This window comes from Bacillus sp. 9.4, assembly GCF_055486415.1.
In genome coordinates this window covers 266,338-285,672 of sequence record NZ_JBVFMU010000005.1, presented here as the reverse complement: position 1 = coordinate 285,672, position 19,335 = coordinate 266,338, and the positions used below count along the sequence as shown (strand labels likewise).

Below are 19,335 nucleotides of genomic sequence, written 5' to 3'. Positions count from 1 at the left end.
TCTTCTTTTATGAATGTACAGCCTGATTGCGCAGGACGTCTTTTTTCACCTTGCCAAGGTTGTTTTTCGGCAGTTCGTTAACAAATTCAACTTCAGGTATTTTGTAAGCGGACAGGCGTTCTTTACAAAATGCGATGACATCCTCTGCCGTGATGCGCTGGCCGCCATTTTTCACGATAAAAGCTTTCGGTTTTTCACCGTAAAGCGGGTCTGGAATACCGACCACAGCCGTTTCAAGGATTCCCGGGATCTGCTGGATAACTTCTTCAACCTGATCAGGATAGACGTTATCGCCTCCGTAAATAATGACATCCTTGTAGCGTCCCGTGATGAAAATAAAGCCATCTTCATCCACATAGCCTGAATCTCCGGTTCTGAACCATCCATTTTGCAGCACTTTCGCTGTTGCTTCAGGATTGTCTTCATAGCCTTTAAATAAGAATGGAGTATGAACAACGATTTCGCCAATTTCTCCTTGAGGAAGTTCTTCTCCGGTCAGAGGATCTTCCACTTTGACTTTAACACCTGCCACAGGTTTTCCTGCAGATGCCGCTTTATCCATTCCCATATCAGGCATCCATGCGCTGATTCCCCAAGCTTCAGTGCTTCCATAGCCGTGTGCGAGCGGAATGCCGATATCAAGATAGCGGCGGATCAGGCTGCTCGGCACTTTTGTTCCGCCTGTCATTAAAATCACAAGCGAAGATAAGTCGGTTTGATGCGTTTCCCACGCTTCAAGCAAATACGTGTAAAACACAGGAAGAGCCATCACAGTTTGAATTTTTTCTTCTTCAATGACCTTCAGCATGTGAACAGGATCTTGATCCTTTGTAAACACAAAGGTTGTTTCTGCAAACGTTCCAAGCATGATGCAAATGAGCGCACTCGTATGATAAATCGGATGGCACGCGAGAAAACGAAGGCCCTTCATGCGTGCTATTGAGCTGTTGGATTTTTTAACGTATCTGTATATGCCGCCATGTGTAATCATGCATCTTTTCGGGTTTCCCGTTGTTCCAGATGTAAACATCAGAAGTGCTGTATCATCAGGGGAAACCATTTCCGTCTCTGGCAAATGATCAGGACCTGCAAACAGCGCTTCAAATTCAGCAGATGTTTCGTAAGCTGTTCCTGTTTCCATTGTTACACACAGTGAGGACAATTCAGGAAGAACTTCATTCAGTGTCTCTTTAAACTCCGCTCCGTAAAACATCGCTTTCGGTTCACTTGCTTTTAAAATGCCTGTCATTTCATATGGTTTCAGCTGCCAGCTGACAGGTACGACAACAGCACCTATTTCAAGCGCGGCGAACATAACAGTTGAGGCGGGATGGCCGTTTTTGCAAAGCAATGCAACACGGTCACCCTTTTGAATTCCTTTTTGAAGCATGGCATTCGCCAGCTGATTAATCCGTTTACGGTAACCTTTATATGTCAGTGTATGGTCTCCGCTTTTTACAGCCTCTATTTCTTCGCTATTCGGCATGTCATGCAGAATCAGATGCTGTAATGTTTCCATATCGTCATCTCCTATATTCTCTTGAATCTTCAATAATTTGTTAGATTTTCTTCCTTACCTCACCCATTTTAACCCAAAAAAGATAACTTGTAAAACTATTTCATTTTGGAATTATTCCAATACTGAATGATAAAATAGTCCCACATTTTCTTATTTTGTTCCCCATCCACAGAAAAACACACGCCAAATTTTTGACGTGTGCCATGCAGGTTTACAGTATGTTTTTTTCTTTCATCCATGTGAAAAATATGCGGTTTAACCGCTGATACAATTCTTGTTCTCCTTCTTCCTGAAACCCCGCCATGCTTTCTCCGCTCTCGATAATTGCCGAGCTGATCGCGCTTAAAATCTCCGAGCCTTCAGCAGATAATGAGCCAGGCGCCATCATGACGAGAATGCGTGTCATCCTGAGGGTATTTCCGTCCATGCCATCCACTTCATAGGAGGTGCTGAGATCAAACATTTTGAAAAAAGGCAGGACGATTTCATCATTTTTGAGATGATAAAGCGCCATGTTTGTTCCGGGGATTCCCAATCCCCCTTGTTTCTCCCGCTCAGCCAGGCAAACCGCGGCTTTTTCCGGATCACGGATCAGGCCATCCTTCTTCAGCTGTTGAAAAAGCTCTAGCAGAAGCATGCTATGGTCCGGGTTTGTTTTGAGTGGAGCTAGCGTAAAATGGCGCAGAACATCTTGGATAACCTCCATATACCGCCCTATGCTTTCCGCCGCCTCCAGCATGTCAGGTACATCAGCTTGCTGCGCCTCTTCCTTCGGGCTTCTTTTTTTGTTAAGAATAAGGGGAATCTTCCGCTTGATATACTGCTTGACCTGGTTTGCGTCTTCCTCATTTAATAGCGGGCTGACCATGATGTAATCAATGTTTTCATAAGGAATCGGTACAGTGGACACAATCATATCATAGGCTTGAACATCCTTCCCCTTTAGCTCGATCAGAGATGACATATCAAACGATTCAATTTCCGGCAGCTCTTTTTTCAGTCTGGAGGCAAGCATTTTCGAGGAGCCGATCCCGCTTGAGCAGACGACAAGCGCTTTCACTTTTGCTTCTTCTTTTTTGATTTCAAGAGCCGAGCCAAAGTGAAGAACGATAAAAGCGATTTCATCATCAGAAAAGGACATGCCCGGAAAATACTTTTCGACGCCTTCTTCGATCGCCATATAAAGCAGAAAATAATCGCGCTTGATCTGTTCCTTCATCGGATTGTATATCTCAATATTTTCTTTTATGCGGCTGACGGCCGGCTCCAAATGGGCAATCAAGCCTTCATATAAAGAGTAGTTTTTCGTCAGATCCATTCTGATTTTGTCTGAAATAAAACCAATGAGCCGCTTTGTTTGCAGGGCTGTTTCCAGCTCAATTTCCTGCGCTTTGTATTCTGTTTTGTATTTTCGATTGGCGCTTCGAAGGTGGATTGTAATATAGCCGACCTCCGCCTCTGGAATCGTCACGCCGAAGGCACGTTCAAGCTCGCCCGCGATTTCAAGAGCCGAACTGTATTCTTTCGCGTTCTTCAGTTCCTCAAGCTCATTTTGCTCCATGGTGATGGTTTCCCCAAGCTTAATTCGTTCGATCGCATACGTCAGATGGACGACGAGCGCTATATAGGAGCTGTCGGACAATGAAAAAGCGATTTTTTCTTTGAGCTGAAATAAGATGCGCTCCATTTTTAGCAGCTCGCCTTTGCTGACAACCCCGAACATTTTCTCTGAAGAATCGGCTTTTCCTTTGATGTTTAATTCAACCGCTTCCAAAAACATTTGGATGTCGAGACGGTTCACAATCAAGTTGCCGACAATTTTCCGTTTCGCATTCTCCGGCCCTATGAGCTGGATGCCAAAACCTCTTTTGCGGATCAGTGTCAGTCCGAAGGGGGAAATCCACTTCTCGAGCTCATCTAAGTCATAGCTGACCGTGGCATTCGTCACCTGGAGATCATGAGCAAGCGTGTATAGTTTGACGGGCTCCTGAGACTCTAATAACGAACAAAGAATGAGCAGTTTCCGTTCGTCGGCGCTGTATTCATGCTGTTCATATGATAAATCAGTAAGCAGCTTTTGTTTATCCTCGGGACTTCCCACTGCTTTCAACCCTTTACCGGGCTGTTTATCTAACGTAAGCCCCACGGTTTCCATCAGCGGTTTAATTGATTTGAGTTCCCTGTGAATGGTTCTCGTGCTGACTTGCATCAGCTCAGCAAGCTCAGTTACGGTTATATATCTGTTTTGTAATAATAAGTGCTTTAACAGCTTTTGTTCTCTGGCAGTCATATACATAAAAAAGACCTCCTAGACAATCTTGATGTGCGGATGAAGTCGCAAGGAGATGCAGTAGAGGATATAGAGAGGTTTTCCTTTAATATAAAACGCTTTCAAGAAAGAATCAATCACTTATAAATGGTAATTTGGCACTAAGCGGTGTGACAATATTGAAAAAGCATCAGCTGGTAAGCTGATGCTTTTTATGGAATATCGTAACCCTGTACGGCTGTAAAAATGCGGAACCATTGATCCTGGTCAAGCTTGTATGACAACGCATTTATCGCGGCGGAAATCCGCTCGCGCTTTCCGCTTCCGACAATCGGCATGATGCCGGCCGGATGCGTATACAGCCATGCGTACATGACCTCGTCCAATGAAGCGGCGCCGATTTCCCCTTGGACGGATTCAAACGCCGTGCGGACACGTCGGTCTTTATCCGTGTTTTCAGTGAATACTTTGCCGCCTGCCAGAGGCGACCAAGCCATCGGCGGAATCCGTTTTTCCTGGCACAGGTTCAAAGTGCCGTCGAGCATATTTTCTAATTCGTATGCGGAAAGCTCAATCTGGTTGGTCACAAGCTTCTCAGGCAAATACGATTCCAGCATCCGATACTGGTGATCTTTAAAATTTGAAACGCCAAAGTACCTGACCTTGCCAGAGCATTTCAAGGCCTGAAACGCCTCTGCTACCCCCTCCGGATCCATGAGCGGGTCCGGTCTGTGAATCAACAGCACATCAATATAATCCGTCCTTAAGTTCATAAGCGATTGCTCAACGGATGCCAAAATATGCGATTTGCTTGTGTTATAATGATGCGATCTGTGAGCGGGCCGTTCAGGCGATTCAAGAACGATACCGCATTTTGTGACCAGCTCTATGTTTTCTCTTAATCCAGGCGAAAGGGCAAGGGCGTTTCCAAACAGCTTTTCGCACGTATAGCCTCCATAAATATCCGCATGATCAAAGGTCGTGATGCCATGATCGATACACCATTCAATGAGACTCAGAAGTTCAGCATCTGAATAGTTCCATTCATTCAGCCGCCAAAGCCCGTGTATGACTCTTGAAAATTGAAGATCCTCCGCCAATTGAATACGCTGCATGCAAAATCCCTCTTTTCTTTGTATAAACCGGGTTTTGCCCCTTACTAGTTCATTCGGCCTCAGATCCCCTTTTTCCTTTCGCTCCTTTTAAAAAGACATTTTAATTCGATTGAAATTGCTTTTTCGCTTTCTCAACGACATAGTGGCTGCCGCCGCGGTCCTGCACATTTTGGATCATCATGGCTACAAGCAGGTCTTTGTTTTTGTAATCGTAGCCGACAAACCAGCCATTTTCCGTGCCGTCTTTATCATCTTTTGATGTTTTCAGCTCGGCTGTTCCTGTTTTCCCGGCCACTGTGATTCCTTTTACGACAGGCTGATACGCTGATCCGCGCTCATCTTCCACAACGCCTTTCAGACCTTTTGTAATGTCTGCCGCTCCTTCCTTGGTGACCACTTGCTTGTGCCAAACATCAGCTGTTTGTGAATCTTTTTTGATCAGCGTCGGTTTGACAAGGTCTCCATTGTCAACAAATGGCGTGTAAGCAGTTGCCAAGTGAAGCGGAGACATTTGCATTTGCCCTTGTCCGTAGCCTGTATCCGCAAGCAAAATGTCTGAATCAAGCTTGTCATTTGCAATAGACGATTTCTGGATCGGGAATTCATACGGAACGTCCTCTGAAAAACCGAATGTTTTTAAGCCTTTTGTGAAGGTATCCGCTCCCATATCAAGCGCATTCTGGGCAAAATAAATATTGTCTGACGTAATAAGGGCGTTTTCCAAATCGACTTGTTGAAGTCTCTCAGACACACGTGTCACTGAATAGCCGCCCCAGCTCGAATCTTTTTGCCACTCCTTGCCATTAATTGTTTTCTTCTCATCGGCTTTAAGGGTGCCGTTTTTGATTCCAATAGCAGCCGCAATCGGTTTAATGGTAGAACCTGGCGCGTATGTCTTATTGAATTTCGCTGAAAACGGATTGTTTTTATCTTTGTTTAGCTTTTTCCATTCCTTATCGCTCCAGCCGAAAATAAATCCGTTTGGATCGTAGGAAGGCGCACTGACAAGGGCTAGTGTTTCGCCTGTCTTCGGCTGCAGCGCGACTGCCGCCCCGCTGTCATCCTTCAGTTCATCATACAGCTTCGTTTGCGTTTTGATATCAATTGTGAGGTGAAGATCCTCGCCGTCCTTTGCTTTCTTTTCAGCAATGACTTCCCCGGTTTGCGGCACGTAGATTTTCCAGCCAGTTGTGCCTCTTAGCTTGTCTTCATACACATTTTCAAGTCCGGCGATACCGATGTTAGACGTATCGCTGTACGTTCCTTCTTTCTTTTTCTTCAGTTCTTCCGCTGTAATGGCGCGGACATAGCCTGTCAAATGGGCTGTCTTTTCGCCATACGGATAGTAGCGGGAGCTGACATTCGTTCTTGTTACGCCTTGTAATGACGTCGCTTCAGAAACTAATTTCTCCTGGTCAGGCTTGACCTTTTTGAGCGGCACAAACGAATCGTCTTTTACCCAGCCTTGATCCAGCTTTTTCTTGATGTCGTCTTCAGTCAAATCAAGTTTTTTGGCGAGTTCTTTTATAACTTTCTCTTTTTTATCGCCAAGCTCTCCGGGAACAATTCCAATTTCCGGAACATCTGTATTGACAGCTAAACCTTTTCCATTTTTATCGTAAATTTGGCCTCGTTTCGGTTCAATGCTCATAATTTGCACGGTTTTGTCGTCAGCCAGCTGCTTGAAAATAAACGATGGGTCCCAATCTATATTCCATGACTCCTCGTCATCTGTTTTTTCTAATTTCAGCACAGCAGTATTCTTGAAGCTGACTTTGCCGGCATTTGTGTTCATGCTGACTTTATACGGGATATGTTTCATTGTCTTGTTGTCTTGATCGTCCTTATCTACTTCTCCCGCAGTGACTTTCAAATTTTTTACGCCGGCCTGCTCATAGATGGCTTTATACCTGTTGACGAAATCTTTTTTGGAGATTTCTTTTTTGACATCTTTAGTCAGGCTTTGATACATGTCATCGAATTGCTGATCGTTCCACTGTTTCACGAATGCTTCCATGCGATCCTCTGGTGAATCTGTTTTGGAGCATCCGATTAACCCAATCAATCCGACGCATAGAAATACTAGTAGAATACACTTTTTTAACATGACTTTCCCCTGCCTTCCACTTGTTATTTTCTCTTAATTGAATTGGTGCGTGCAAGATTTTTTTGAAAATGAAGGAAAAGTTCACCGATTTTGCAGAAATCTCCTATCGTTTGCTGTAGACTATTTGAAAAGACAGAAAGAAGGGATAGCATGGTCAGGGAGGCAGCAATGCTTCACATTAAAGAAGGCCTTGAACAAGAGTTTGAGGATGCATTCCGGCAAGCGGCGCCGATTATTTCCGGCATGAAGGGCTATATCACTCACTCGTTATCAAAATGCATGGAGGAAACGCATAAATATCTGCTTCTTGTGGAGTGGGAAACACTTGAGGACCATACGGAAGGCTTTCGCGGTTCTTCAGAGTATCAAGAGTGGAAAGCCTTGCTTCATCGGTTCTATACCCCGTTCCCGACGGTCGAGCATTTTCAGGATGTGTAATAGATTTATATAATATGAAGTGTAAAACCGATAAGGGAGACAGACCATACAAAAACGGCGGTATAAATATTAAAAGCGCCTGAGCCGTCATTTTCTTTTTTGCGTTCTTCAAGCCCCTGCATAAACATGACCGCACCAAGAAAGACGAGCATGACTGATTGGATAACAGAGGTGTGTTCCGTATAGTTAAAAGCAATAAGCGCCAGTATAATAATGATAACCGCAAAAGACATTTTAAAAATCCGAAACAAAAGGACCATCCTTCCTTATATACGAAATATTGAACGTTATGGCTATATTTGCCTACGCCCTCCATTATTCTAGCGCACTTTGTTTGTCTGTAGAACAGAAGACAGAGAATTTTAAGTTTCTTTTAATATTTCGATCACACATAAAAAACGCGCCTGTCATGAGGCGCGTTTTTTATGAAACTGATAATTCTTTATAGCCTAGCTTGTGAACGGCTTCAGCCATCGCTTGATAGCCTTTGCAGTTCGGATGGACACCGTCAAAGGACAGATATTCCCGCTCCTTGCCTTTGAAGATGCTATAGGCATCCGCGATTTTGACATGGGGTGCTGATGCAAGTGTTTCTAAATGTGAATTAAAGGATGTGATCCATTTGCCGGCGATTTCAATGCCGGGAAACGGATTGTATAAGTTGAACACTCGGATGGCGTACGGGGAAGGATTTTCTCCTTTAATCTCGGCGATTTTGGCAATCATCTTTTCAAAATTCTCATGGCAATGGGCGGATACACGGCTGAAAATCGTTTCATCCTTAGAGGTTTGGTAGGCTAAGACCGAATCGATGAGATCGTTTCCGCACCCTGTGATCGTTATCATATCAGCATCTCGAATGCATTTTTGCACATAGGGATATGACAGGAGTCCCAAAATCTCTTCTGTATTCAGGCCTGATCTGGCAAATATGTTTATTGCCGTTCTTGTTTTCAAGTCAGCTTCCATCATGTCCCCAAAACGCTGGACGAAGCCGGGTGAAAACAGCCCGGAGCCTCTCCCTGTCGTCAAGGAATCGCCCAGAGCTGTATATCGAAGCATCATGTTCTTTCCTCCACTCTTGAACGTCGATACGTTAATGTACGCAGCAGAGAAAAGATTGGCTACTTATGTATATCCTATTTTTCTTGAAATCTGTAAAGCGGCGTCCTTCACCTTTTCTGTTAAATAGGGCAGCCTGTCTTCTGTAAATCTCGCTTCAAAGCCTGCAATGCTAATGCCGGCTGCCACCTGGCGCTTATGGTTAAAGATCGGGGCGCCGATCGCCGCCGTATAGTTTTCGAGCTCTGAATAGCTGACAGTATAGCCATTTTGCACAGAGGCATCAATCTCCTGAAGCAGTTTTTCGGGATCGGTAATCGTTCCGGAGCCAATCGAAATGAGCTCGGTTTGTTTGATGTATGCTTCGATTTCTTCACGGGGAAGAAAGGACAGAATGCTTCTGGCGCACGCTCCCGCGTATAGGGGGGAACGCCTGCCGATCGCCGTATACAGCCGCACAGTCTGTGTCCCTTCTATTTTCTCAACGTATATCGCTTCATTGCCGTCCCTCATGATCAACTGCACGGCCTCATCCACTTCCCGGCACAGCTCTTCCATCACCGGTTTCGCTATTTTTCTGATATCCAGCCTGTCAGCGACAAGCTGTCCGAATTCCAAAAACACCAATCCCAGCGAATAAGCGCCGGACGCATCCCGACTGAGGAACCCCATTTCCTCCAAGGAGCTGACCATCCGGTGAACAGAGGTCTTCGGCATTCCCGTCAGCGACACCAGTTCACTTAAGGTTAGGCTTGGTTTGTGCAAAAACAAATTAAGCAGCGCCATAGATTTGACTACGGTTTTGTTTTTATTCTGCATCATGCATCCCCTTTGCTATGTCAGCCATTCCATCTTTATTCTCGTTTTCAGTTCTTTTATATGCTGTTCCCGTTCTACCGCAAGCGCTTCTGCCTCCTGAAGGGACACAGGCTCAAACTGGACGTGCTCACCCGGCATGATTTGGGAAACAATCGGAAGATCAGCGGATATGATGTGCGCGATCCTCGGATAGCCGCCAGTCGTCTGCCGGTCTGCAAGCAGGATAATCGGGTTGCCGTCAGGCGGCACCTGAACTGTTCCGAATGAAACCGCTTCCGACACCATCTCAAGCGGGGCCTTCAGTTCGAGCGGTTCTCCTTTGAGCCTGTAGCCCATACGGTCAGACTGCGGCGTGACACGAAATGCTTCTTGATAAAAACGCGTTTTTGATTCTTCTGTGAAAAAGGCAAATTGCTTTCCTTCCAGCACCCGAATGACGGGATTCTTCTTCAATGGCAGAAATCTGCCGCGGCTGACTGACCACTTCGGTGCTGCAAATCCCTGTTTTCCAAGCTGCGAACTTAAGCGGGAAAGGATGGTTTGCGAAAGAGCTGACATCTCTCCAATGTTCAGTTCATCTTCTTTTTGAAGCGCTCTGCCATGAAGTCCGCCGATGCCTGCTCTGACGTATGTGCTTTTACTTTCCATGACGGCAGGCACCTCGATGCCGCCGGCTGCCGCCAAATAAGCACGGCTGCCGAGTTTGCAGGGGCCAAAGCTGACCGTGCTGTTTTCCTTGATGAGCACAGGCTTCCATAAAGGCGCTTCCTCGTCATTAATACGCAGCGTGAAGTCCGCCCCTGTCACAGCAATCAGTGTCTGTTTTGAAAAATGAAACGACGGACCGGGCCCCATCATCGTTATTTCGAGACCTGCTTCATTTTCGCCGTTTCCTATCAACAGATTGGCAATGCGCAGTGAAACCGTGTCCATAGCGCCGCTGGCCAGAACGCCGTATTTTTGGTAACCCGTTCTGCCTATATCCTGAACCGTTGTGAGCAGTCCGGGCTTTAATACTTTCATGCTCAATTGGACTCCTCCTTATAGGCGTGATAGTCTTTTTCTGAGATGCGAACGAATTTCACAGTATCTCCCGCCCGCAGCAATGTCGGCGGGTTTTCCTGCGGCCGGAAAAGAGCCAGCGGCGTTTTGCCGATCAGCTGCCAGCCGCCCGGCGTTGAAATCGGATAAACGCCTGTCTGCAATCCCGCAATACCGACCGAACCTGCGGGAATCGACGGTCTTGGTGATGATTTTCTCGGAGCTGCAATGCGTTTTGACATCCCGCCTAGAAAAGGAAAACCGGGCGCGAAGCCAAGCATATACACCACATATTCACCGTCTGTATGAATGTCGATTACTTCCTCCGGTGACAGCTGATTGATCTTCGCCACCTCTTCTAAATCCGGACCGAATTCACCGCCATAGCAGACAGGAATTTCTACAATACGGCGGTTGACCTCATAGTCTTCGGCTATTTCTACCAGCCGCTCTTCGACATCGCGCTTGACCTTCTCAAAAGGTGAGCTTATGCCTTGAGGCAAATGCTTGTACACTTCATACATATCATAAAATACGGTTAGACTTGTAAAAGCCGGGATACATTCAATGAATCCCGGAAATGGCTGTTCTTCTATATAAACGGCCGCGGCATGGACAATGCCGTTAACCTGTTCATTGATTTCTTCTCCGAATCGGATCATCATTGCAGAATCACCGAGCTGTTCGATTTGATATCGTACAGTCATCTTTCTCACCTCTTTTATTTCTCGTTCATCAGGATGACGAGAGGTTACAGCACCGCAAGCGACTCGTCTCGAATATCTGTGATGAGCATATGCCCCGGCGCATGTGTGATGACCATTTCAGGCTTTACATTCATAGCCACGGCTTGCGGGGTCACCCCGCATGCCCAAAAAACAGGAACCTCGCCGTCACGAATGGAAACGGCATCTCCGAAATCCGGTTTCCCGAGATCGCGAATCCCGATTGCTCCCGGATTACCGATATGGATCGGCCCTCCGTGCACAGCCGGAAAACGCGAGGTCACTTGTGCGGCACGTACAGCCAGCCGTTCAGGAACCGGCCTCATGCTGACAACCATCTGTCCGTGAAACGCCCCCGCCGGAACACAATCGATATTCGTTTTATACATCGAGACGTTTGTCCCTTCATCAATATGCCGGACAGCTATCCCATTATTGATCAGTGCCTGTTCAAAGGAGAAGCTGCATCCGATCAGAAAGCCGACAAAATCGTCCTCCCAGTATGGCGTAATATCAGATACTTCTTCCGTTAAGATACCGTGCCTGTAAATACGGTATTTCGGAAAGTCCGTTCTGATATCAGCATCAGGCGCAGCCAGAGACGGCACAGGCGAACCTGCTTCAGTCACATCCAGCACGGGGCAGGGCTTTTGATTTCGCTGGCAAAACAGCAGAAAGTCAAAAGCAAGGTCCTTTTTCAAAACCACAAGATTCGCTTGGGCGTAGCCGCCGGACATGCCTGCGGTCGGCCCGTTTATTTTCCCCTCTCGTATCAGGGCGCGTACATCCTTTGGCGCCATTTTGTTTAATTGCTCCACTTATATCAGCTCCACAATTGAGGAAGTTGTGTAATTAACGTGTAGATTCCCATAACTGCCATTACAATCACTACAAGCGCGCCTGTGCTTGTCAGCCAAAGCGGATGCTTATAATCACCGACAATGTTTTTCTTGTAGGCGGCAACAAGCAGCGTTCCGAGTGCAATCGGCAGAATTAAGCCGTTCAGTGAACCGACAAGGACGAGGATCTTCGCAGGCTGGCCGATTGTGATAAAAGCTAACGTAGAAATCACAATAAATCCGATAATAATACCGCGTGAATTCTTTTCAATTTTTGGAGAAAAGGTTTTGAAAAACGAAACAGATGTATAGGCTGCTCCAATAACAGACGTAATCGCCGCAGACCACATGATCAATCCGAAAATTTTATAACCGACATTTCCTGCAGCCAGTTTGAAGACAGAGGCCGCCGGGTTGCTTTCATCGATGTGCAGGCCTTTCGATACAACGCCTAGAACCGCAAGAAAAAGAGCGATACGCATGACAGATGTAATTAAAATGCCGACAACCGAGCTTTTTGTCACCTGCGGAATGGATTCCTTCCCTTTAATTCCGGCATCAAGCAAACGGTGTCCTCCGGCAAATGTGATATAACCGCCGACGGTTCCGCCCACTAGGGTGACAATGGCAAATATGCTGATGTGTTCCGGGACGAATGTATTTGCGACTGCCTGTCCGACCGGAGGAGCTGTCGTCGCCGCAACGTAGACCGTTAAAATAATCATCACGAACCCCGCGATTTGCGTAAAACGGTCCATCGCTTTTCCTGCTTCCTTGATGACAAAAATCAAAATGGCAATAACAGCACTGATTAAAGCGCCTGTTTCAGGTGTAATGCCGAACAGCACCTGAAGCCCCAGCCCGGCCCCTCCGATATTCCCAATATTAAAAGCTAGTCCGCCAAGCACGACGAGAATGGCGATGAAATACCCCAATCCGGGAAGCACCATATTCGCAATTTCCTGACCTCGTTTTCCAGAAACGGCGATGATGCGCCACACATTGGTTTGGGCGAAAATATCTAAAATAATAGAGATTAAGATGACAAAACCGAAGCTTGCTGCGAGTGTGTTTGTGAATGTTGCGGTTTGGGTGAGGAAACCCGGTCCGATTGCTGATGTCGCCATTAAAAAGGCGGCGCCCATCAGCAATGACCAGCTGCCCGCTTTTTTTCCTGCTGTCTTTTTCTGCTGCTCCATCTATTGTTCCTCCTTTATGTTGACCTCTGTTCTGAAATAGCTGTCACTTCAATTCCAGCCGCTTTGAGATGTTTTCTGATTTTTTGCGCAAATGTCAGCGCATGGGCTCCATCTCCATGAATGCAGACTGTATCTGCTTTTAATGGCACATCATGTCCTTGCTGAGATTTGACCGCCCCTTCTTTCACCATTTTGATGACCTGGGTGACGGCGGCATCATCACTTTCAATGAGTGCGTCCGGCTGGGAGCGCGGTGTCAGCGTGCCGTCCGATTGGTATGTTCTGTCGGCGAACACTTCATTTGCGGTCTGTAGTCCGATCCGTTCTCCCGCTTTTACGAGCTCGCTCTCAGCAAGACCGAAAAGAATCAGGCCGGGATCAACCTTATAGACAGCTTTCGCGATGGCATCCGACAGTTTTTGATCGACTGCCGCCATATTGTATAAAGCGCCATGCGGCTTGACGTGCTGCATGTGAAGTCCCTCTGCTTTTAGAAAGCCAGAGAGCGCGCCAATTTGATAAACGACAAGATCATACGCTTCCTCAGGAGAAATCGCCATATTGCGGCGCCCAAAACCGAGTAAATCCGGCAAACCCGGATGCGCACCCATTTTCACGCCTCTTTCTGCTGCAAGCGCGACGGTTTTTCGCATAACACTAGGATCTCCTGCATGAAATCCGCATGCGATATTCGCTGATGTCACATACTCTAAAATATCTTGGTCAAGGCCTATCTTGTAGGCTCCGAAGCTTTCTCCTAAATCACAGTTTAAATCAATTTGAAACACAGAATCCCTCCTGCCAAAGCAAACGATATGCTTTATGTCATTTATTGTCCCGAAATTCGGAACGACTATTCCGAATTTTTGAACTTTATTTCATTATAAGTGAATCATATCAGTTTGTGAAATACTTTTGTCAGAAAACCTACCATGGTCCCAGAAGAAAACCTGCCAAACTAAAAAAGAGAGTCCATCTTAGGACTCTCTTTTTTTATAGTACCCAATGGCGAATCGCTTTAGCGACACCATCCTCAATATTTGTATCCGTGATATAATCAGCCGTTTCTTTTACGATGTCTTGCGCATTGCCCATTGCGACGCCAAGACCCGCTTCTTTGATCATCGCAATGTCATTAAGGCTGTCGCCCATCGCCATCACATTCTCCATTGTAAAGCCGAGTTTTTCCGTAACCTTGGCAAGGGCTGCAGCTTTGTTGATGCCAAGCGCGTTGACTTCAATGTTTGTCGGACTTGAATTTGTGATTTCGAGCTCTTTGTTTTTTCTCAGCTCCTCAAGCACTTCGTTTCGGATATCGTCATCCTCAATGTCAAAGCCGAATTTGAGCCATTCATGATCCGTAATGTTTTCCGGAAACTCGCCTCTCCATACTTTATTCACCGTAGAAGCCCAGAAATTAGTGTTGTGCTTATTCCGCAAATCCCACATCATTTGAATATGGTCCGTATGAAGCAGCTTCCGTTCCACCAAATTAAAATTCGAATCCCAAATTTCACTGCCGTTTGCCGTGATTAGAAAGGATGACAGCTTTAGCGATTCCGCCAGCTCCCGGCACGTCATCAGCGTCCGGCCCGTGCTGATCACCACATACACACCTTTATCCTCCGCTTCACGAATGGCTTTGCGGTTTTCATCCGAGATCAGCTGCTCGTCGTTCAGCAGTGTACCATCCATATCAATTGCGATCAGCTTGATATCTACATCTTCTCTTTGAACAGACATATATGTACCTCTCTTTATCTTTTTGTTGTGCTTCTCTCTATTCTAATACATTATACCCAGCGGGACAAAAAAGCGATTTCCTATGTTTGAGGAGAACGGATAAGAGGAAAACAAACGGCGAGGTGATCAAACATGACAGAAAGAAAACAGCAAAACAAACCAAATGAAAACCCCGAGCACAACGACTTAACCGATCCGATTCCTAATGAAGAGCTGAAGGAAAATATGAATGATGAAAAACACAAACGCCAGCAAAGAGATAACTCTCAAAGCGAACGGGATTACGACACAAAATAGAACCCCTCACAAAATGTTGTGAAGGGTTTTTTTCATTTTTCAATATAGATGCCGATTTCAGCTTCAGCAACAGGCTGCTCTCCAACTGATGCCTTGGCATGTCCGAACACAAACCCGCGCCGATTGCGCGTGACTTCAAACGTAAGATCAAGCCGGTCACCGGGGACAGCTTCTCCCAGCTTTTCCGCTTTCTTCACCGAAGACAATAATCCCAAGCTGTTCTTATCTGTAATTCCTGTAAAAGCCGCGGTTTGCGCAAGCGCTTCAATCACAAGTGAAAACGGCATTTCTGTTTGCGTATCAGTGATAAACCAGTCGTTCTCACTAATCAGCTTATAAGCTGCCGCATGTTTGCCGGGCTCGCTATCCGTCACGCCATCAATAAACAAAAATGGATAGCGGTGAGGCAAAGATAATGAGTTCATTTTATATCTCCTTTTTTTGACCATTATATCTCAGCCTAAAGTGAAACGATAGGATATAATGGAAAAAACACAAAAGGAGGCCGTTATGTCCCCAAAACCTCTTGTCATTCTCGTACACGAAATATACGGTGTAAACAGCCATATGAAAAAGATGGGCCGGCTGATCAAAATGGCTGGATATGATGTGTTGACGCCCAACCTGCTCGGCGAGGATGAAGTCTACACACTGCAAGAAGAAAAAACGGCATACGAACAATTTACAAAACACGAACGGCTGAAAACGGGAGAAACCATCATCCAGAATGTGATCAGACAAAACGCCGGACGGCACATCTTTGTGATTGGATTCAGCGTGGGGGCTACTATCGCATGGAAATGCAGCAGTATGCCTGAGGTGAGCGGATCGGTTTGTTATTACGGTTCCCGGATACGCGACTCTCTTCATCACGTGCCAGCCTGCCCAATCCTATTGTTTTTCCCTAATTATGAGCCGTCGTTTGACGTAGCGCTTCTTATCAAAAAACTGCGGGAAAAACAGCATACCCATCTTGAGATTTATCAATTCGATGCGCTTCACGGCTTCGCCAACCCTGATTCTGTTTATTTCAACAGGGCCCTTTTCTTCCAAACGCTCTCTATCATAAAAAACGGGGCGGAAAAACGGCTCCGCCCTGTTTCATCAGAAATTTTTTAAACGCGCACGGTGCTTTATAATCGCGTGTTTTGGTTCCGTACGTTCCATGTTCTTTGTTGCATTGCGTTTTATTTTGCCTGTCTCATCTCACCGAATGGATAAAAGACGAGAGATTCAGTACCGATGATATCGTCCTCAGAAGGCATGCCCATTCCGTTTCTGCTATCCAGTGAATTGAGACGGTTATCTCCCATCACAAAATATTTACCGGAAGGAACCTCAACTTCGAAGTCACCTGTTAAGGTTACACCCGACTCTTTGACCTCCTGTTTATATTCCTTTAAGTATGGTTCTTCCACCTTTTTATCATTTATGTATAGCTGATCATTTTTCATTTTAATGCTGTCACCAGGCAAACCGATTAAACGTTTGACAAATGAGCGGCCGCTCTTTTTGTCATGAATGACTATGATGTCGCCTCTGTGAAACCCGCCAGTCCATTTGACTGCTTTATCAACCAGAATTCTTTCTGAGTCTTTAAGCGTTGGGGCCATTGATGATCCTTCAATAAGAAAAGGCTTGTAAAACACCAATCTGATCGTAAAAATGAGAGCTGTGATCATAATAATACTGAGTACAACGATCGTTTTGATTTTTATTTTTTTCTTTAACGTGATTGTTTTTGCATTCAACTTCCTTCACCCGATGCTTTCCTAAGAATTCCAAATTATTATACAGCATTTGGAACTGCTTGGTTAGACTTTCGTGGAAATTTTCGTAAGGAAATGGACAGGCCGGGGCAGCCATCTGCCCCGGCCTGATTCATCAGAGCTTTCTTAAGCGCGAACAGATTTCATCAGTGACCTCAGCCGTTGTGCTTTGTCCCCCAATGTCGCGTGTTTTGATGCCATCGGCAGTCACTTGCTCCATTACATCCAGAATTTTCGCCCCCAATTCTTCCTCTCCGAAGTGGTCGAGCATCAGCTTCGCTGTCCAAATCTGGCCGATCGGATTGGCAAGGCCCTGTCCGGCAATGTCAGGAGCTGAGCCGTGAACCGGTTCAAACATGGACGGATATTTGCCGGATGGATTGATGTTCGCAGAAGGCGCAATGCCGATGCTTCCCATCAGGCTTGAGCTGATGTCGGTTAAAATATCACCGAACAAGTTGCTCGCCACAATGACATCAAACGTTTCCGGACGCGTCACAAAAAAAGCGGCCAGCGCATCAATATGCTGAGATGATGTTTCGATTCCGCTATAATCAGCGGCTGTCTGCTGAAAGACTTCATCCCAAAACGGCATCGCGTGATAAATGCCGTTAGACTTTGTGGCGCTTGTCACATGGCTGCGCCGTTTTTTCGCCAATTCGAAGGCAAAGCGCATGACACGTTCTGTCGCTTTTCTCGTAAACACGGCATTCTGGATGGCGATTTCATCATCGCCTCTGTGAATGCGCCCGCCGACTTCACTGTATTCACCTTCACTGTTCTCGCGAATCACCACGAGGTCAAAATCATTTGGATGCAGAAGCGGCGACGTAATGCCCGCCATTTGTTTGGCGGGTCTCACATTAATGGAAAGCTCAAGCTCCCTCCGAATTTTCAGCAGCAGTCCCCATAACGATATATGATCGGGAACCAGCTTCGGATTTCCGACGGCTCCCAAAAAAACCGCTTCAAATTGAGTAAGCGTATGTATTCCATCTTCGGGCATCATTTTGCCGTGCTCCAAGTAATAATCACAGCTCCATGGAAAAGCCGTGAATGAGAATGACAAACCTCCGTGTACCTCAGCGGCTGTATGAAGCACTTTCTCAGCAGCCGCTACAACCTCTTTTCCTACTCCATCTCCCGGTATTGCCGCAATCTCAAATTGTTTCATCGTCATTCTCCTTCCCCTGTTATCGTAAGCGCTTTCTATTATACTAGATTGCGAGATAGTAAAAAAAGCCCGTGACATTGTGTCACGGGTGGTCGGTTATTGATTTAGTTTCTTTAAAATGATGGCGTGCAACGGTTCATGGGACTGAATGCCGCACACCTCTTGAAGTACGCCGCTGTATCCTTTTTCTTCGATCAGCGCTTGCAGTTCAACCGCTTCAGGGTCACCGGTGAAATCGAAGCGCAGGGCTGCGGCAATTCCTTCCGCCAGTGCATTCGGTTCTTTTATTTTCTTTGCCGGGCCTACAAGTCTATCATTTTCTCCCAGTTTTCTGAGAGGTGACCTCGCTACGCGGGTCACATCGTCCGAAATAAAAGGATTTTCAAAGCGGCCGATAATTTTTTTGATATATTGTTCGTGTTCAGTTTGCTTAAAGCCATACGATTTGACGAGATAGTCACCAGTTTCAAGCAGCGCCGAATGAACAACACGGCGGATTTCCGGATGATCAATTGCTTCTTTGACCGTTTTGAGTCCTCGCTGATAGCCGACATACGCTGTGACCGCGTGTCCGGTATTGACCGTAAACAGCTTCCGTTCGATGTACGGCGTTAAATCATCAACAAACAGTGCGCCGTTTATGACTGGTGTTTTCCCTTTAAAGCCTGATTCATCAATGACCCATTCGAAAAATGGTTCAACCGATACTTTCAGCGGGTCTTCATGATGCTGAATCGGGACGATCCGGTCAACGGCAGAATTCGGAAAACCTACCGTTTCACTGACGGATTTCTGCTCTGCTTCCGTTAAATGGCTGTATATTTCTTTCTTTAAGAAGCTGCTTCCGCCAATCATATTTTCGCAGGCAATGATATTCAGTGTGTTTGCAGTGTTTCTTCGTCTTAAACCTTCTGCGATAGACGGGGCAATCAGCTTCAGCACATTCGGGCCGACAGCTGTTGTGATGAGCGCCGCCTCATTCATCAGCCGGTACAGCTCCTCGGTCTGGCTGCCGCTGTTAATAGCGCTCACCGGGCCAATGATCTCCGATGAACGTCCCTCTTCCGCCAGTTCCACTGTGTATTCTTTTTTTTCGTTGAGGAGGCTGACCATCGTGTCGTTTACATCCGCAAACACCACATCATAGCCGGAGTGGTGAAGCAGCGCGCCGATAAACCCTCTCCCGATATTTCCCGCACCGAAATGTAAGGCGATCATG

Annotated in this window: 20 protein-coding genes; 3 read left to right on the top strand and 17 right to left on the bottom strand. The window is 46.2% G+C overall.

Annotated elements, in window-relative coordinates; translation table 11 throughout:
* Positions 1–7 precede the first annotated feature (7 nt).
* The 4 genes from ACZ07B_RS19025 to pbpC form a co-directional block, all read right to left on the bottom strand.
* A complete protein-coding gene (locus ACZ07B_RS19025; protein WP_464877547.1) occupies positions 8–1,519 on the bottom strand; it encodes a class I adenylate-forming enzyme family protein in 1,512 nt (503 codons plus the stop codon).
* A 211-nt stretch (positions 1,520–1,730) separates the two neighbouring features.
* Complete coding sequence (gene mtlR / locus ACZ07B_RS19020; protein ID WP_327846901.1) at positions 1,731–3,815, bottom strand: mannitol operon transcriptional activator MtlR; 2,085 nt, start codon at positions 3,813–3,815, stop codon at positions 1,731–1,733.
* Between the two features lie 185 nt (positions 3,816–4,000).
* Positions 4,001–4,903, bottom strand: coding sequence for an aldo/keto reductase (locus tag ACZ07B_RS19015; RefSeq protein ID WP_217003220.1), 903 nt, complete (start codon positions 4,901–4,903; stop codon positions 4,001–4,003).
* A gap of 100 nt (positions 4,904–5,003) precedes the next feature.
* Positions 5,004–7,010: a penicillin-binding protein 3 gene (gene pbpC, locus ACZ07B_RS19010; RefSeq protein ID WP_464877546.1), complete on the bottom strand. Its 2,007-nt coding sequence runs from the start codon at positions 7,008–7,010 to the stop codon at positions 5,004–5,006.
* Positions 7,011–7,160: 150 nt separating this feature from the next.
* Here pbpC and ACZ07B_RS19005 point away from each other — a divergent pair, with 150 nt between their 5' ends.
* A complete protein-coding gene (locus tag ACZ07B_RS19005) occupies positions 7,161–7,448 on the top strand; it encodes an antibiotic biosynthesis monooxygenase family protein (RefSeq protein ID WP_003234413.1) in 288 nt (95 codons plus the stop codon).
* Positions 7,449–7,453: 5 nt separating this feature from the next.
* Here ACZ07B_RS19005 and ACZ07B_RS19000 read toward each other — a convergent pair whose 3' ends face one another.
* The 9 genes from ACZ07B_RS19000 to ACZ07B_RS18960 all read right to left on the bottom strand — a co-directional run bounded on the left by ACZ07B_RS19000 (position 7,454) and on the right by ACZ07B_RS18960 (position 14,876).
* Positions 7,454–7,699, bottom strand: coding sequence for a YczI family protein (locus ACZ07B_RS19000; protein ID WP_003240256.1), 246 nt, complete (start codon positions 7,697–7,699; stop codon positions 7,454–7,456).
* 172 nt (positions 7,700–7,871) lie between these two features.
* Positions 7,872–8,513 carry a spore germination lipase LipC gene (lipC, locus tag ACZ07B_RS18995; RefSeq protein WP_024572562.1) on the bottom strand — a complete coding sequence of 214 codons (642 nt, stop codon included), beginning with the start codon at positions 8,511–8,513 and terminating at the stop codon, positions 7,872–7,874.
* 63 nt (positions 8,514–8,576) lie between these two features.
* A complete protein-coding gene (locus ACZ07B_RS18990; protein ID WP_014478857.1) occupies positions 8,577–9,329 on the bottom strand; it encodes an IclR family transcriptional regulator in 753 nt (250 codons plus the stop codon).
* A gap of 15 nt (positions 9,330–9,344) precedes the next feature.
* The gene (pxpC, locus tag ACZ07B_RS18985) at positions 9,345–10,352 is read right to left on the bottom strand and encodes a 5-oxoprolinase subunit PxpC (protein WP_101169847.1); all 1,008 of its coding nucleotides are present in this window, start codon (positions 10,350–10,352) and stop codon (positions 9,345–9,347) included.
* 2 nt (positions 10,353–10,354) lie between these two features.
* Positions 10,355–11,077 carry a 5-oxoprolinase subunit PxpB gene (gene pxpB, locus ACZ07B_RS18980; protein WP_464877545.1) on the bottom strand — a complete coding sequence of 241 codons (723 nt, stop codon included), beginning with the start codon at positions 11,075–11,077 and terminating at the stop codon, positions 10,355–10,357.
* A gap of 44 nt (positions 11,078–11,121) precedes the next feature.
* On the bottom strand, positions 11,122–11,895 hold the full coding sequence (locus ACZ07B_RS18975; RefSeq protein ID WP_010886407.1) for a putative hydro-lyase: 774 nt from the start codon (positions 11,893–11,895) through the stop codon (positions 11,122–11,124).
* A gap of 23 nt (positions 11,896–11,918) precedes the next feature.
* The gene (locus tag ACZ07B_RS18970) at positions 11,919–13,133 is read right to left on the bottom strand and encodes an NRAMP family divalent metal transporter (protein ID WP_024573240.1); all 1,215 of its coding nucleotides are present in this window, start codon (positions 13,131–13,133) and stop codon (positions 11,919–11,921) included.
* A 14-nt stretch (positions 13,134–13,147) separates the two neighbouring features.
* Positions 13,148–13,921, bottom strand: coding sequence for a 5-oxoprolinase subunit PpxA (gene pxpA, locus ACZ07B_RS18965; RefSeq protein ID WP_454430704.1), 774 nt, complete (start codon positions 13,919–13,921; stop codon positions 13,148–13,150).
* Between the two features lie 205 nt (positions 13,922–14,126).
* Positions 14,127–14,876 carry a phosphoglycolate phosphatase gene (locus ACZ07B_RS18960; RefSeq protein WP_003234424.1) on the bottom strand — a complete coding sequence of 250 codons (750 nt, stop codon included), beginning with the start codon at positions 14,874–14,876 and terminating at the stop codon, positions 14,127–14,129.
* 132 nt (positions 14,877–15,008) lie between these two features.
* Between ACZ07B_RS18960 and ACZ07B_RS18955 the strand changes: the two genes are divergently transcribed.
* Positions 15,009–15,173 carry a hypothetical protein gene (locus tag ACZ07B_RS18955; RefSeq protein WP_032678934.1) on the top strand — a complete coding sequence of 55 codons (165 nt, stop codon included), beginning with the start codon at positions 15,009–15,011 and terminating at the stop codon, positions 15,171–15,173.
* A 32-nt stretch (positions 15,174–15,205) separates the two neighbouring features.
* Here ACZ07B_RS18955 and ACZ07B_RS18950 read toward each other — a convergent pair whose 3' ends face one another.
* Positions 15,206–15,598, bottom strand: coding sequence for a 3-hydroxyacyl-ACP dehydratase FabZ family protein (locus ACZ07B_RS18950; RefSeq protein ID WP_122895042.1), 393 nt, complete (start codon positions 15,596–15,598; stop codon positions 15,206–15,208).
* An 85-nt stretch (positions 15,599–15,683) separates the two neighbouring features.
* Between ACZ07B_RS18950 and ACZ07B_RS18945 the strand changes: the two genes are divergently transcribed.
* Complete coding sequence (locus ACZ07B_RS18945) at positions 15,684–16,292, top strand: dienelactone hydrolase family protein (RefSeq protein WP_217020435.1); 609 nt, start codon at positions 15,684–15,686, stop codon at positions 16,290–16,292.
* Positions 16,293–16,360: 68 nt separating this feature from the next.
* On the opposite strand, the gene sipU is transcribed toward ACZ07B_RS18945, so the two are convergent.
* The 3 genes from sipU to ACZ07B_RS18930 all read right to left on the bottom strand — a co-directional run bounded on the left by sipU (position 16,361) and on the right by ACZ07B_RS18930 (position 19,334).
* Positions 16,361–16,924: a signal peptidase I sipU gene (sipU, locus tag ACZ07B_RS18940; protein ID WP_024573243.1), complete on the bottom strand. Its 564-nt coding sequence runs from the start codon at positions 16,922–16,924 to the stop codon at positions 16,361–16,363.
* Between the two features lie 133 nt (positions 16,925–17,057).
* A complete protein-coding gene (locus tag ACZ07B_RS18935; protein WP_217003225.1) occupies positions 17,058–18,122 on the bottom strand; it encodes a tartrate dehydrogenase in 1,065 nt (354 codons plus the stop codon).
* A gap of 90 nt (positions 18,123–18,212) precedes the next feature.
* Positions 18,213–19,334, bottom strand: a complete 1,122-nt coding sequence (locus tag ACZ07B_RS18930; protein WP_029946494.1) for a mannitol-1-phosphate 5-dehydrogenase — start codon at positions 19,332–19,334, stop codon at positions 18,213–18,215.
* Position 19,335 lies beyond the last annotated feature (1 nt).